Here is a 12,715-nt window from a genome sequence, read left to right as displayed (position 1 = left end):
ACATCATGAGCTTTACAGTTGTTATTCCCGCCCGTTATGCCTCGACCCGTTTGCCGGGCAAGCCATTGGCCGATATTGCCGGTAGGCCAATGATCGAGCACGTTTATCGCCGCGCGAGCCAAAGTGACGCGAGCCGCGTTATTGTCGCCACTGACGACCAGCGTATTGCTCAAGTGGTTAAACAGTTTGGCGGCGATGTATGTTTGACTCGCGCCGATCACGTGTCGGGCACCGATCGTTTGCAAGAGGTCGCGGCGCTAGAGCACATGAGCGACGATGATATTATCGTCAACGTTCAAGGCGATGAGCCTCTGATTCCCCCTGAAGTGATCAACCAGGTGGCGGCTAATTTGGCTGCCTGCGATACCGCCTGCGTGGCAACACTGTGTGAGCCACTTGCCAGCTACCGAGAGTTTCGCGACCCGAATGCGGTTAAAACGGTTTATGATCATAATCAGCTCGCGCTGTATTTTTCCCGCGCGCCCATTCCGTGGCCGCGCGACAATGCCGACGTGTTAAGTGAGCAGGCGGTGCCGGATGATTTTCCTGCGCGTCGGCATATTGGTATTTACGCTTACCGGGTATCTTTGCTCAAGCGTTTTGTACGGTGGGCGCCGGCGTTGATCGAGCAAACTGAGTCTCTTGAGCAGCTGCGAGTCATGGCCTATGGCGAGCGAATTCATTTAGCCGAGGCCTGTTGTAAGGTTCCCGGAGGTGTCGATACCGATGCCGACTTGGCTCGGGTTAGGGCGCAGCTACAGGAGCAAAGTTAATGACTGTCAAAGTGTTGTTTGTGTGCTTGGGTAATATTTGCCGCTCGCCCACCGCCGAAGGCCTGTTTAAAGCGCGCCTTAAAGCGCAAGGGTTAGAGGATGTGGTTTTAACAGACTCGGCCGGCACCGCGGGCTGGCACGTGGGTAAGGCGCCGGATGATCGCGCGATAGCGGCCGCCGCTGAGCGCGGTATTGATATTAGCAGCTTGCGTGCCCGCCAAGTGACTGGCGCCGACTTTACTGAGTTTGACTATATTGTGGCCATGGATGATGCCAATCTGGTCGACCTCAACAGCTTTCGGCCTAATGATTTTGCTGGTCGCTGCTGTTTGTATTTGGATTTTGCGGCTAATACCGCCGAGCACGAAGTGCCAGACCCTTACTATGGCGGTGCCAAAGGCTTTGCTCATGTGCTCGATTTAGTGGAGCAGGCGGCCACCGGCTTGCTGGAGGATATCCAAAAGCGTCACTTGGCTCGAGGTTAGCGGTGGCGCTGTTTCTGCCAGAGTTTGATTTGCAGCGCCTTAACACCTTGGCGATTCCGGCCCGTGCACAGTTTTACGTGGCAGTCACCAGCAGTGAAGAGGTACTTGAGGCGCTGAGCTTTGCCGCCGAGCGCCAGTTGCCGGTATTGCCACTCGGCGGCGGCAGCAATATCGTGTTGGCTGGCGATTACCCAGGCCTTGTGATGCATATAAAGTTGCACGGCATAGAGTTGGTGGACGAAGACGAGACGTCGGTATGGGTGCGTGCGGCCGCCGGTGAAAACTGGCACAATTTTGTGCAGCACTGCTTGGTGATGGGCTGCTACGGGCTTGAGAACCTCTCGTTAATACCCGGCTCGGTGGGTGCCGCGCCGATACAAAATATAGGCGCTTATGGTGTTGAGGTGAAAGACCGAGTCACCGAGTTATCGGCCATTGATATTCGCTCGGGCTTGCCTGTTACTTTTACCGCCGAGAGCTGTAATTTTGCCTATCGCGATAGCGTGTTTAAACACAGTGCGCAAGATAGGTACATCATCACCAGCGTGACGTTTAAGCTCGATCGCGCTGCTAACCTGGTGCTCGAGTACCCAAGCTTACGGCAGCGCTTGCAACTAGCGGCGCCTATAAATAGTGACATCGCTGATGTGGCGCCCATTACCCCCGAGCAAGTGGCCGCCGCCGTTATTGCCGTGCGACAAGAGAAACTGCCCAACCCCGCCGACACCCCCAATGCCGGCAGCTTTTTTAAAAACCCTATTGTCGATGCCGCTCAGTTTGCCCGGTTGCGCAAACGATTTGCCGATATCATTGCCTACCCGCAGGCCGATGGCACGGTAAAATTGGCCGCCGGTTGGCTGATTGATCGCGCCGGTTGGCGCGGCTATCACGATGGCGATGTGGCAGTGCATGCCGAGCAGGCGTTGGTTATTACCAATCCGGGGCGGGGCGCAGGGGCCAATGTGCTGGCGCTGGCCGATAAAATTACTCAGTCGGTGCAAGAGCGCTATGGCGTCAGGTTGGAGTTAGAGCCCCGTGTTTACCCTGAGATGGGTTCAGTCTAAGTATTAACGCCGCGAGTTTAATGTTATGTCGCAGCAACCGGATTTATTTGCCAGTAAGCAACCCCAGACACTGATCAGCGAAGACGGCAGTGCCATCTTGTACCCCGGTTGGTTAACGCCCGAGCGAGCTACGTTATTGTTTGCTGAGCTAGATACGTCGCTGGCGTGGGAGCAAACCCACCTGCAGATGTATGGGAAGCCTGTGCCTATACCGCGCCTTAACGCATGGTATGGCGATGCGGGCAGTCGCTACAGCTATTCCGGTGCCCACTTTACCCCCCGACCTTGGACGGCGGCGCTGCAAAATTTGCGCGATGAGCTTGAGTCCATGGTCGATACTCGCTTTAACAGCGTTTTAGCCAATTGCTACCGAGACGGGCGCGACAGTGTCGCCTGGCACAGCGATAACGAGCGAGAGTTGGGTGCCACCCCGACAATTGTCTCACTCAGCTTAGGTGCCGGTCGAGACTTTGTGTTGCGTCACAAGCAGAGTCAGCGGCAGGTGCGCGTTACGCTGCAAAATGGCGATTTGCTCATCATGGCTGGGCGCCTGCAGCGCTGTTGGCAACATCAGCTTCCCAAGGTCTCGGGGGCAGTCGGGCGGCGTATTAATCTTACCTTTCGTCGCGTTTGGAAGTAAGTAATAGCGCGCGCTATCGCAAATAAGAATAATTCTGCTACTATGGCGGCAAGCTGAAAGATTTTTTGCAAAGATCATTTCGCCCGATAATAAAACAAGAAGCGGCTTTGCGGCCGATACTTGGTGGCAACATCAAGGGGGGTAAGTGACCAGTATTTTAGTCGTAGATGATCACGATTTGGTGCGTATGGGTATCGTCCGTATGTTGGATGATGTGCCGGGCTATCACGTTGCCGGCGACGCGAAAAGCGGCGAGGAGGCCATTAGTCTGGCGCGCAAACTTAAGCCCGATGTCGTGCTGATGGATGTAAAAATGCCTGGTATTGGTGGGCTTGAGGCTACCCGTAAAATGCTTGCCGCCAATCCTGCGGTCAAAATCATCGCGGTTACCGCCTGTGACGATACTCTATACCCCGCTCGGTTATTGCAGGCGGGTGCGGTGGGCTACGTGACCAAAGGCACCGGCTTTGGCGATATAACCACGGCGATTGATACCGTGGTGCGCGGTCGGCAGTATATGAGCAGTGTTATTGCGCAGCAGTTGGCGCTGCGCAACGTGGCCGGTGACCGGGACAGTTCGCCTTTTGAGCGCCTAAGCCAGCGCGAACTGGAAACCGCGATGATGATTGCTGGCGGCCGACGGGCGCAGGATATTGCGACAACCTTTTCGGTGAGCCCCAAAACCGTGAATACCTACCGCTACCGGATATTCGACAAACTGTGTATTCACTCTGACGTCGAGCTGGCGCTGTTGGCGGTCAAATATAATTTGCTCGACCCCGAAGCGGTGGTATAGCCCGATCAGCGCGGCTTATTGCTGTTTTTTCGACGTGTAGGTAACGGTATACTAGCTTGCATGGCAGACACTCCCCCCGAATCCGCAAACACCTTTGATGCTAAACGCTTTTTGGCGAGCCAGACCCGTGCGCCCGGCGTGTATCAAATGTTCAATAGCGCTGGCGATATTTTGTACGTTGGCAAAGCAAAAAATCTTAAATCGCGACTGTCCAGTTATTTTCGGGCCAGTGGTTTATCGCCCAAAACCGCGGCGTTAGTGTCGCGCATTGCCCGAGTCGAGGTGACGGTCACCGGCAGTGAAACCGAGGCCTTGATTCTTGAGCAAAACCTGATCAAAGCGAATCGGCCGCCTTACAATATCTTATTGCGCGACGATAAATCCTACCCCTATGTGTTTATGTCTTCCGGCGAGCCGTATCCGCGTATTAGCGTGCATCGCGGCGCCAAAAAGAAGCGTGGCGATTACTACGGGCCTTACCCTAACGTCGGCGCGGTAAAAGACAGCCTGAGCTTTTTGCAAAAAACCTTCAAGGTGCGCCAATGTGAGGACAGTGTGTTCCGCAACCGCTCGCGCCCCTGTTTACAGTATCAAATTGATCGCTGTACCGGCCCCTGTGTGGACCTTATTAGCCCGGACGATTACGCCCGCGATGTGCAGCATACCCGCATGTTTTTGCTGGGAAAAAGTGACCAACTAATGAGTGAGCTGGCCGATGAGATGGAGCGAGCCGCACTGGCGCAAGAGTACGAGCGCGCCGCCGAGGTACGCGATCAAATCAGTGCTTTGCGTACGGTGCAGTCGCAGCAGTCGGTCGAAGAGAGCAGTGGCGATATGGATATTATTGCCGCCGCGGTGAAAAGTGCGACGGCTTGCGTCCATGTGCTGTTTATTCGCCAAGGGCGCATTCTAGGCAGCCGCAGTTATTACCCCAAGTTGGGCCTGGCCGAGAGCGAGGCAGATGTGCTTAGTGAATTTTTACCGCAATTTTATTTGGGTGGCAGCCGCGATATTCCCGCTGCTATTGTCACCGATTGCGAACTTCTGGAGCGCGAGCTATTGATTAATGCCCTGGCGGAGTCGCGCGGCGCGCGGGTGCACATAACGCATAAAGTGCGCACCCATCGCGCCCGTTGGGTCGATATGGCGCGCCAAGCTGCCGAACAAAATATTATCGCGCGCATCAATAGCCGCAAGTCGGTGACCGACCGCTTGCTGGCGCTACAAGATGTTTTAGGGCTGGATGAAATGCCCAGTCGCATGGAGTGCTTTGATATCAGTCACTCCAGTGGTGAGCTGACAGTCGCCTCGTGCGTGGTGTTTGATAAAGAAGGCCCGGCGAAGTCCGATTATCGCCGTTTTAACATCGATGGCATTACCGGCGGCGATGACTATGCGGCCATGTCGCAGGCCTTAACTCGGCGCTATACTCGATTGCAAAAAGGTGAGGGCAAGCTGCCGGATATTTTGTTTATTGATGGCGGCAAGGGGCAGCTGGGTGTGGCCGAAAAAGTGATGGCCGAGTTGGGCGTCAATAACGTACTGCTGATCGGTGTGGCCAAGGGGACAACCCGCAAGGCCGGTTTTGAGACCCTGTATCACAGCGGCACCGGCAAAGAGATTGTACTGGGTAGCGACTCGCCCGCACTGCATGTAATTCAGCACATCCGCGATGAGGCGCACCGGTTTGCCATCACTGGCCACAAAAATCGTCGGGATAAAAAGCGCAAAACGTCGTCGCTGGAGGGAATCCCCGGCGTGGGGGCAACCCGCCGCCGTGAGCTTTTACGCCATTTTGGTGGTCTGCAAGACATTCAGCGCGCCAGCGTGGATGATTTAGCGCGGGTGAACGGCCTAAGCCGCAAGCTGGCCGAAGACATTTACGGTTATTTTCACCCTGATTAAGGCCGCGACAGGTGTATAGGTCTCTCCAGGTCTATTCGCCACAAAAGCGCGCTGATCGCTTACAGCGGCCGCAAGGGTAGTGTATTATCATGACCTTATACGGGGCACCAATCGGCCGCTCCTACCGCTAGACGCGAAACGCTGTAAAAGAAGTCACCTATGACATTAGCCAATCAACTCACACTTATTCGTATTGGGCTTATTCCCTTATTCGTTGTGGTGTTTTTTCTGCCGTATAAGTGGGCTCATATCGCGGCCGCGATTATTTTTAGCGTTGCCGCCATTACCGACTGGGCCGATGGCTATGTGGCACGTAAATACAATCAAAGTACCAAGCTGGGCGCTTTTTTAGACCCCGTGGCTGACAAGCTGATGGTGGTTATCGCCCTCGTGCTGCTGGTTACTCTGCACCCCGTCGCCTGGTTTGCCGTTTGCGCCTGCGTGATTGTCGGCCGCGAGATCGTGATATCGGCCCTGCGCGAGTGGATGGCCGAGCTGGGCCAGCGCGCCAGTGTCGCGGTATCCTACATAGGTAAAATCAAAACCACCTTGCAGATGGTGGCGATCATCGTGTTGCTCGCCAATATCCCCGCGTTATTGTGGCTCGGTTATATCGCCGTGGTCGCAGCTGCGGCCTTAACCTTATGGTCGATGATTCTGTACTTAAAAGCCGCCTGGCCCTTCTTAATGGCCGGGACCGGCACCGACGGCGAGTAAAAACCGCGCTAACTGTTTACAGATCAATCGTTTACAGAATTAAAAGTTTCCAAAAAGTGGAAATAGAGTAGGTTTTTTTGGTTTTTTACGCTAGAATGCCGGCCTCAAAACGGCGCGATAGCAAAGCGGTTATGCTCTGGATTGCAAATCCAGCTAGCCCGGTTCGACTCCGGGTCGCGCCTCCATTTTCCATCGAGCAGTTGTGTTGATGGGGTGGAGCCAAAGCCAAGCTCTGGTATAGCAAGAAGTAGGGACCAATCTCTACTATAAAAAAAATACCTCCTGATATGCCCGGGTGGTGGAATTGGTAGACACAGCAGACTTAAAATCTGCCGATCTTAAATGATCGTGCCGGTTCAATTCCGGCTCCGGGCACCATTTTCTTTTATCATTTGTTGTTTGCTCTGCTGCGCAAGATCGGCCAAGATTGAGCCGGTTTCCGTGTTGTTACTCGCTTTTAATTCTGCGTACTTATCCGTTAAATCGGTCTGCCTCCGGCTGTCTGCCGGTATGGCTTTGATTGTCAGGTTATCTGTTTAGTTCTCTAGGGTATCTCCAGGGCTGGTTTGTTGTGCCTGTGATTTGTCTAGCCAGTGGCGCACTTGGTTCGGCTGAGCAATCTGTGCACCCCCAATGTTAAGGGTAGTGAAAAAATGTGTGACGCAATACCATCTCGAGCTGTTTGTGCCAGGTTGGTAGTGGTTGGCGACAAATTACGCAATTTTTATAAGCCGTTCTAATCAAGAGTATTTTTGGGGAAAAGTATGATTAAAGGTTCAACCTTGGCTGTCGTAGCAGCTTCTGTTTTGATGTACGGCTGTGCGAGTCAGCCAAAATTGGCGGCGCCTTTGACAATGCCTAGCGTGCCTTTGGCAGAGGATAGCTTTGTCGAGGCGGAGCTGAAGGTGTTTGACGATAGTCAGTTGGCCGATAATGTTGTGCAGCTAAGCTCTCATGCGGTTAGCGCTAACAGTTCGGTTGTGATTAACGTGCCGGCAAGTTTGTTTGAAGATCAGTCTGATTCGCAAACTAACAACCAAGATTTTAAAACTAAAGACTTTTTTAATGAAGCGGAACAGCAGACCGAAAAAGAGTTAATGCGCAATGGCTTTCGGGTGTTGAGTCGTTCAAAGTTTGAGGCAAAGTTGCGTGAGCTGCGCGATGAGTCTCGTTGCGATTTAAGTAATTAGGACTGCTTGCGCTCCTCAGTTTCGCCCGATGTAAAACCTGTACTAGAAGAGCTGAAAGCTAAATTTGATCGCGGTGATTTGTCGGCAACACGATACGCTGAGCAAGTGCGGGACATTCGTTCGCAAATGCAGATGTCGTCAGCAGGGCGTAGCCGCAATGGTGATGAAAAAGAGCTAACAGATATTTCCGAAGTTATCCGTGCGGCGCAAGATGGAGAAATTCGCTCGGATTACATCTTACAGATCAATATTTTTGATACGGAAAAACAAAAGAAGTTAATGCTGGACTTGCGCCATGACGATCAAATACGAGCATTTGTGCGCAATAATCCAGGTATAGCCGATGAGTTTACAGGCTCGCCCAGTAAGCATCAGATCAGCTGTGCGGTAATTGAGGCGAGTTTGAATGCCAAACTTGTGCATGTGAAAACCGGTGAGATTGCCTGGATCGGTGAGCATAGTCTCAATGAATTTAGCTCTGGGGTGCAGTCTGTATCGGTAGAGTTGGGGCAGCGTCACTATGTGTCAAACGCCGCTGAAGTCGAAAACTTTGTGCGGTCCCAAAATCGCTATAGCGCTCGCGAGGCTCGCTACGGCCGGAGTGTGGAGGTGCCGGAATTTACCTACGCCGATAAGCTATTAGGCCCCGATGTGAGTGGCGGTAGTTGTAATCAGAGTTGGAGCACCTCGAACGAGGTTAAGTTGGAGTTGGCTCGTAAAGTGGCAAGAGAGTTAATTAGCACGATTGCCATTGGCGAATAGTCTTACCCTCTTGGCCCCAGTGGTGTTGTTACCCTGGGGCCTTTTTTATATCCCAGTTTGCTTAGAACGCTTTGCTCATGGCCAAATGTAAAATCCCCAAAATCCACACAAAGGCCAGTGCACCAGCCGCCCGTCGTTTAGCTTTGCTAACGGATTTCATGGCAATAACCCCGGTGACAATATAGGCGATAACCAGCAGTAATTTAACGCTGAGCCAGTTGATGGGCCAGAGTGAATAGCCGACGGTAAACATTAAGGCAAAGCCGCTGAGGAGTAGGCAAGTGTCGATAACGTGAGGCGCGATTTTAAAAAACTTAGCGTGAATAAAGCGAGCGCCGGCTTCGCGGGCGAAAAAACGCAAGGCAAATAATCCGATGGAGAGTACAACGAACATCAGGTGGGAGTGTTTGAGGGCCATGTAGCTCATAAATTTAGCAACCTAAGTAGTTGGATGTGGTGTTTTTTATTGGGTGTTAAGTCGGCCAGGGTGTAGTTGTCTAGTACCGCTATAAAGGCCGCCAATGCCTCGGCAAAAATGCCTTTTAAGCGGCACACAGGGGTTAGAGTACAGGTATCGGTAGCGCTGTTAAAGCACTCTACTATGGCAAAATCTTGTTCGGTGTCGCGCACCAGCGCGCCCAGGTTTATTTCGCCGGCTGGGCGGCTTAACTGCAAGCCGCCGTTTTTGCCTCGGGTGGCGTCAAGGTAGCCTAGCTGGTTGAGCTGTTGCACTACCTTCATAAGGTGGTTTTTGGATATATCGTAGCGCGCCGCGATATCGGCGATGGTGGCTCGTTGATCGCACACTGCTAAGTACATTAAAACCCGCAGGGCGTAGTCGGTATAGCGGGTGATTCTCATGCGTTACCTTTTTGTTGGGTGGTAGGGGGCGCCGGTTACCCGGGCCGTCCGTCGAGCCTAGGGGCTGTTAATATGGGTGTGTAGAGCAGTACAAATAGCCCAAAGGCGATAACCCATAAACTGGCGGTTGCGGTTAAGCCCAGACTAAAGGGCAATATTCCGGCCGCGACCAGCAGGCGCAGAAAGGTGGCGCCACTGATGCTCACATAGATCCAGACACCGCCGCGGGGCAGGGTCATCGGCCGACCGGTATGGCCCAGGCTGACACGCGTCATCACCGCAAGAATCAAGGTGCCCATGCCGCCGACCGTGAGGGTGTGTTGCCATAGGCTGGCGGGAAGCTCCAGCCAGGGTGTCGCCGCTCGCAGCCAAAGGCTGAGCACTAGCCATAAGTAGCCCACGTGTAGCGCCCACAGCAGAGGCTCGCGGGTGCAGCGCCAGCCCCGCCACAGATAAAGCCGAGCCGTATGCAGCGCCGCAGCGGTAAAGGCGACCGCGCTAATAATCGCGCTGTTGAGCCCCGCGGTGCTGGCGATGATTAAGAGCAAAATGACCAAGAGCCCAGCCTGATCTAGCCGAGGATGCTGTTGTATCGTTTGACCGCCAGTGCCGTGCTTAACCAACCAGTTGCGGCTAAACGCCGGGATAATGCGCCCACCAATAATTGCCATTAACAGCATGACCAAATCCAGCCCCCAACTTTGCCCCAGTCTTAGCAAGCCGGTATTGCCGGTAATAAAGCCCCAGTGCATTAAACCGTTGCCGGCGCTTAGCAGCAGTAAAACGCCGGCGATAGGTACATTGCGCAGGTTGCGGCTGACAATCAGCACGCGCATTACGTACGCCAGCATTAAGGCCCAGAAGGCAAGGTCGAGCAGTGCCACCAACGTTGGCGGCAGCAGATGTAAGTTCCAGAACGCGACGCGGCCAGCCAGCCAAACCGCTGCCAGCAGGGCGAGTCCCTTGCCGCGCAGCGGCTGGCACCCGGTCCAGTTGGTGATGGCGGTCAGTAAAAAACCTGCGATAGCCGCGCCGACAAATCCGTACAGCATTTCGTGACTGTGCCACTTAAACGGACTAAACCCGATCGGTAGCGGCCATCCGCCAAGTAAAAAGCCTAGCCAGCCAATGAGCATTGCCACCGCGTACAGTGCCGTCAGTAAAAAGAACAGCCGGAATGGATAGGCCAATAGCGTTTTCAGGCGAGTAGTTAATGTCATGGGGCGCCTTTTGGAGTTTGTTTAAAAAACACACTTGAAGGTGTTCGATTAATATACTATAAAATAGATGTATATTAAATGCATCTTTATTTTGCCCTGTTACATTAACGTGAGGAGGTTAGTATGGCACCGGATCTTCTGTTAAGCGCAGCTCATGGCAGTATGGCGGTTTGTGGCGCGGTTTCATTGGTGATTGTGTATTTACTGTATGGCGCACCCGAGGCATTAGTGTTGCCTTTGCCGGTCACGGTGGCGGGACACATCGCGCTAATTTTGTTTCCGGCGGTGTTTAAGTTGGGTTATGTGTTGCGTTTGGCGGCACTTAAGCAAATGGGGCGTCCGGTGGACTAACTCGCGGCAGGCTATGTTGCCCGTTACGTGCGTTGATCGTTTATGATTGCCACTAATGAGGTTAAACCAGGTGACCTGAGTGGGGTCGCGTTATTCGAGAGGAGTGCATTATGAGCAAGTGGGTGATAGCTGGTTTGGTGCTGGGTTTGAGCGCTTGTGGGCAAAGTGACAATGGTACCGCAGCGGAAAAGAAAGGTGCATTTGAAGCTTATACCGATAGTCAGGCCAAAGCACTCGAGCAGGCTAAAGACGTCGAGAACACGTTAAAAGAGGCCGAGCAGGCGCGTCGCAAACAGCTTGAGCAAGCTCAGTAGTGGTTTAGGCGGATTATGAGCGAGTTTGTCGAGTTTTTGCACGAGGTGTTTGCGCCCTTTGGCGTGATTACCACGCGCAGGATGTTTGGTGGTTTTGGTGTGTATCACGACGGGCTTATGTTTGCGCTGGTGGCGGACGACACCCTTTATCTGAAGGCGGATGAGCAAACCGCGCGCTGGTTTGATGAGCTGGACTGTGAAGCATTTAGTTACCAAAAGGGTACCAGAGCGGTGCGGCTATCTTATCGTCAAGCGCCGGAGGCCATCTTCGATGACCCGGATGAGGCATTGCAGTGGGCTCGCTGGGCTTACTCGGCGGCGTTGCGGGCAAAATTTTAAATCTGTTTGAGCGCGCCAGTAGCGCTTGCTAAATAAAATAATAATTATTATCATTAGCGCCTTTGCGGATATCATTAGGGCGGTAAGAGTGAGTGTGGCATCGGTGCCCGAACACAAACGGGCACATAATCCAAAGCGCAGCGCAAGCAAGAAAGCCGCTGAGAAAAAATCCAACAAAAAAAGCCAGTGGGCACGCTGGAGTCGGACCCTTCACTGGACGAGTTCGGCCATTGGTTTAGTTGCACTGCTGTTTTTTTCGATTACCGGCGTCACCCTTAACCACCCGGACTGGTTTAAAGCAGACCGAAAGACTGTTAGCCGCGTTGTGACCTTGCCGGAGAGTTCTCACGCAGATTGGTTAAGCATCACAGAGACCGAACAACTGCAATTGCTGTTGGGCGTGATTGACAAAGAGTTTGGCCTAGGTGTGCCGCGTCAGATTGATCGCGATGAGGTGGAGTGGTTTTTTGATTATCCCCGCCCGGGTGGGGTGGCCTCTGTGGTGTATGACGTCGAGCTGGGCGAGCTGATGTTTGAGTCTACCTCTGACGGCTCGGTCTCGTTAATTAATGATTTGCACAAGGGGCGGCACAGTGGCGCAGCGTGGTCACTGTTTATCGATGTCTCGGCAATTCTAGGCGTGTTTATGTCCATTACTGGGCTGTTGCTGCTGGTGCTCTATGCACCTAAGCGCAACAGCACCTGGCCACTGGTGGGGCTGGGGTTGTTGGTACCTATGGTTATTTATGTTGTGTTTGTCCCTTAGTGGCTGGCTGCTTCGGGCGTAACTTTTTAAGGAGCGTATATGCGCAAGTTGGTAGGGGTCGCGGCGTTAATGGCGACAGCAAGTTTTGCCCAGGCCGAGACGTTAACGGTAGAGCTGGCCATTCCCGAGATGGACACCGCTGAGTACCACCGACCTTATGTAGCGGTATGGATCAGCGATGACAGCCGCCAAATCGTTGAGCATGTGGCGGTTTGGGTCGAGAAGGAAAAGTGGTGGCGGGATATGCGCAGCTGGTGGCGTCGTGGTGGCGCGCACACTGAGCTGCCTATTGATGGTGTCTCGGGGGCGACCAAAAAGCCCGGTACCTATACCGTTAGCTGGGAGGGTGACTTACCCGAGGGCGAGTTAACCCTAAATGTTGAGGCGGTGCGCGAAGTGGGCGGCCGCGAGCATTTACGCTTGCCATTACCGGCAAATCGCAGCGGTAAAGTTGAAAAGCAAGGCTCAAAAGAGCTTGGCCTTATTGTCGCAAACATTGCCAAATAATGAATGTAGCGCCGAACAACCTAAA

The 12,715-nt window shown here is 53.4% G+C and carries 17 protein-coding genes and 2 tRNA genes; 16 read left to right on the top strand and 3 right to left on the bottom strand.

The window, feature by feature from the left end; translation table 11 throughout:
- The first annotated feature begins 5 nt into the window (after nt 1-5).
- The 11 genes from kdsB to AACY82_RS03905 all read left to right on the top strand — a co-directional run bounded on the left by kdsB (nt 6) and on the right by AACY82_RS03905 (nt 8,332).
- A complete protein-coding gene (gene kdsB, locus AACY82_RS03955; RefSeq protein WP_339615460.1) occupies nt 6-773 on the top strand; it encodes a 3-deoxy-manno-octulosonate cytidylyltransferase in 768 nt (255 codons plus the stop codon).
- Nucleotides 773-1,258, top strand: a complete 486-nt coding sequence (locus AACY82_RS03950) for a low molecular weight protein-tyrosine-phosphatase (protein ID WP_339615459.1) — start codon at nt 773-775, stop codon at nt 1,256-1,258. The genes kdsB and AACY82_RS03950 overlap by 1 nt, the downstream gene beginning before the upstream one ends.
- Nucleotides 1,259-1,260: 2 nt before the next feature.
- Nucleotides 1,261-2,322 (top strand): UDP-N-acetylmuramate dehydrogenase, encoded by a 1,062-nt coding sequence (murB, locus tag AACY82_RS03945; protein ID WP_339615458.1) that lies wholly within the window; start codon nt 1,261-1,263, stop codon nt 2,320-2,322.
- Between the two features lie 25 nt (nt 2,323-2,347).
- Nucleotides 2,348-2,962 carry an alpha-ketoglutarate-dependent dioxygenase AlkB gene (locus AACY82_RS03940; RefSeq protein WP_339615457.1) on the top strand — a complete coding sequence of 205 codons (615 nt, stop codon included), beginning with the start codon at nt 2,348-2,350 and terminating at the stop codon, nt 2,960-2,962.
- 145 nt (nt 2,963-3,107) lie between these two features.
- Nucleotides 3,108-3,758 (top strand): response regulator, encoded by a 651-nt coding sequence (locus tag AACY82_RS03935; protein WP_339615456.1) that lies wholly within the window; start codon nt 3,108-3,110, stop codon nt 3,756-3,758.
- 60 nt (nt 3,759-3,818) lie between these two features.
- The gene (uvrC, locus tag AACY82_RS03930) at nt 3,819-5,663 is read left to right on the top strand and encodes an excinuclease ABC subunit UvrC (protein ID WP_339615455.1); all 1,845 of its coding nucleotides are present in this window, start codon (nt 3,819-3,821) and stop codon (nt 5,661-5,663) included.
- Nucleotides 5,664-5,822: 159 nt separating this feature from the next.
- On the top strand, nt 5,823-6,380 hold the full coding sequence (pgsA, locus tag AACY82_RS03925; RefSeq protein ID WP_339615454.1) for a CDP-diacylglycerol--glycerol-3-phosphate 3-phosphatidyltransferase: 558 nt from the start codon (nt 5,823-5,825) through the stop codon (nt 6,378-6,380).
- A gap of 111 nt (nt 6,381-6,491) precedes the next feature.
- Nucleotides 6,492-6,565 (top strand) — tRNA-Cys (locus AACY82_RS03920).
- Between the two features lie 104 nt (nt 6,566-6,669).
- Nucleotides 6,670-6,758: transfer RNA gene (locus tag AACY82_RS03915), tRNA-Leu, on the top strand.
- A 386-nt stretch (nt 6,759-7,144) separates the two neighbouring features.
- Nucleotides 7,145-7,570: a hypothetical protein gene (locus tag AACY82_RS03910; RefSeq protein ID WP_339615453.1), complete on the top strand. Its 426-nt coding sequence runs from the start codon at nt 7,145-7,147 to the stop codon at nt 7,568-7,570.
- Between the two features lie 6 nt (nt 7,571-7,576).
- Nucleotides 7,577-8,332 (top strand): hypothetical protein, encoded by a 756-nt coding sequence (locus tag AACY82_RS03905; RefSeq protein ID WP_339615452.1) that lies wholly within the window; start codon nt 7,577-7,579, stop codon nt 8,330-8,332.
- Between the two features lie 61 nt (nt 8,333-8,393).
- Here AACY82_RS03905 and AACY82_RS03900 read toward each other — a convergent pair whose 3' ends face one another.
- From AACY82_RS03900 to AACY82_RS03890, 3 genes are read right to left on the bottom strand one after another with little or no spacing between them, the layout of a single operon-like run.
- On the bottom strand, nt 8,394-8,759 hold the full coding sequence (locus tag AACY82_RS03900; RefSeq protein ID WP_339615451.1) for a SirB2 family protein: 366 nt from the start codon (nt 8,757-8,759) through the stop codon (nt 8,394-8,396).
- On the bottom strand, nt 8,756-9,193 hold the full coding sequence (locus AACY82_RS03895; protein ID WP_339615450.1) for an Rrf2 family transcriptional regulator: 438 nt from the start codon (nt 9,191-9,193) through the stop codon (nt 8,756-8,758). Before AACY82_RS03895 ends, AACY82_RS03900 begins: the two co-directional genes overlap by 4 nt.
- 35 nt (nt 9,194-9,228) lie before the next feature.
- A complete protein-coding gene (locus tag AACY82_RS03890) occupies nt 9,229-10,413 on the bottom strand; it encodes an NnrS family protein (protein WP_339615449.1) in 1,185 nt (394 codons plus the stop codon).
- Between the two features lie 123 nt (nt 10,414-10,536).
- Here AACY82_RS03890 and AACY82_RS03885 point away from each other — a divergent pair, with 123 nt between their 5' ends.
- The 5 genes from AACY82_RS03885 to AACY82_RS03865 all read left to right on the top strand — a co-directional run bounded on the left by AACY82_RS03885 (nt 10,537) and on the right by AACY82_RS03865 (nt 12,690).
- Nucleotides 10,537-10,764, top strand: coding sequence for a hypothetical protein (locus AACY82_RS03885; RefSeq protein WP_339615448.1), 228 nt, complete (start codon nt 10,537-10,539; stop codon nt 10,762-10,764).
- A 110-nt stretch (nt 10,765-10,874) separates the two neighbouring features.
- Entirely contained in the window at nt 10,875-11,078 is a 204-nt protein-coding gene (locus AACY82_RS03880; RefSeq protein WP_339615447.1) for a hypothetical protein, read from the top strand.
- 15 nt (nt 11,079-11,093) lie between these two features.
- The gene (locus AACY82_RS03875) at nt 11,094-11,417 is read left to right on the top strand and encodes a TfoX/Sxy family protein (protein WP_339615446.1); all 324 of its coding nucleotides are present in this window, start codon (nt 11,094-11,096) and stop codon (nt 11,415-11,417) included.
- Nucleotides 11,418-11,505: 88 nt separating this feature from the next.
- Nucleotides 11,506-12,183 (top strand): PepSY-associated TM helix domain-containing protein, encoded by a 678-nt coding sequence (locus tag AACY82_RS03870; RefSeq protein ID WP_339615445.1) that lies wholly within the window; start codon nt 11,506-11,508, stop codon nt 12,181-12,183.
- 39 nt (nt 12,184-12,222) lie between these two features.
- On the top strand, nt 12,223-12,690 hold the full coding sequence (locus AACY82_RS03865) for a DUF2271 domain-containing protein (RefSeq protein WP_339615444.1): 468 nt from the start codon (nt 12,223-12,225) through the stop codon (nt 12,688-12,690).
- Nucleotides 12,691-12,715 lie beyond the last annotated feature (25 nt).

Origin of the sequence: uncultured Gilvimarinus sp. (genome assembly GCF_963972205.1) — a bacterium.
Classification (GTDB): domain Bacteria; phylum Pseudomonadota; class Gammaproteobacteria; order Pseudomonadales; family Cellvibrionaceae; genus Gilvimarinus; species Gilvimarinus japonicus.
This window is presented reverse-complemented; position numbering and strand designations above follow the sequence as displayed.

Bases quoted from the DNA above. Each gene is read 5' to 3' on its own strand.
- AACY82_RS03890 (WP_339615449.1), bottom strand. From the start codon at position 10,413: ATGACATTAACTACTCGCCTGAAAACGCTATTGGCCTATCCATTCCGG.
- kdsB (WP_339615460.1), top strand. From the start codon at position 6: ATGAGCTTTACAGTTGTTATTCCCGCCCGTTATGCCTCGACCCGTTTG.
- AACY82_RS03950 (WP_339615459.1), top strand. From the start codon at position 773: ATGACTGTCAAAGTGTTGTTTGTGTGCTTGGGTAATATTTGCCGCTCG.
- pgsA (WP_339615454.1), top strand. From the start codon at position 5,823: ATGACATTAGCCAATCAACTCACACTTATTCGTATTGGGCTTATTCCC.
- AACY82_RS03895 (WP_339615450.1), bottom strand. From the start codon at position 9,193: ATGAGAATCACCCGCTATACCGACTACGCCCTGCGGGTTTTAATGTAC.
- AACY82_RS03900 (WP_339615451.1), bottom strand. From the start codon at position 8,759: ATGAGCTACATGGCCCTCAAACACTCCCACCTGATGTTCGTTGTACTC.
- AACY82_RS03910 (WP_339615453.1), top strand. From the start codon at position 7,145: ATGATTAAAGGTTCAACCTTGGCTGTCGTAGCAGCTTCTGTTTTGATG.
- uvrC (WP_339615455.1), top strand. From the start codon at position 3,819: ATGGCAGACACTCCCCCCGAATCCGCAAACACCTTTGATGCTAAACGC.
- AACY82_RS03875 (WP_339615446.1), top strand. From the start codon at position 11,094: ATGAGCGAGTTTGTCGAGTTTTTGCACGAGGTGTTTGCGCCCTTTGGC.
- AACY82_RS03885 (WP_339615448.1), top strand. From the start codon at position 10,537: ATGGCACCGGATCTTCTGTTAAGCGCAGCTCATGGCAGTATGGCGGTT.
- AACY82_RS03940 (WP_339615457.1), top strand. From the start codon at position 2,348: ATGTCGCAGCAACCGGATTTATTTGCCAGTAAGCAACCCCAGACACTG.
- AACY82_RS03865 (WP_339615444.1), top strand. From the start codon at position 12,223: ATGCGCAAGTTGGTAGGGGTCGCGGCGTTAATGGCGACAGCAAGTTTT.
- AACY82_RS03880 (WP_339615447.1), top strand. From the start codon at position 10,875: ATGAGCAAGTGGGTGATAGCTGGTTTGGTGCTGGGTTTGAGCGCTTGT.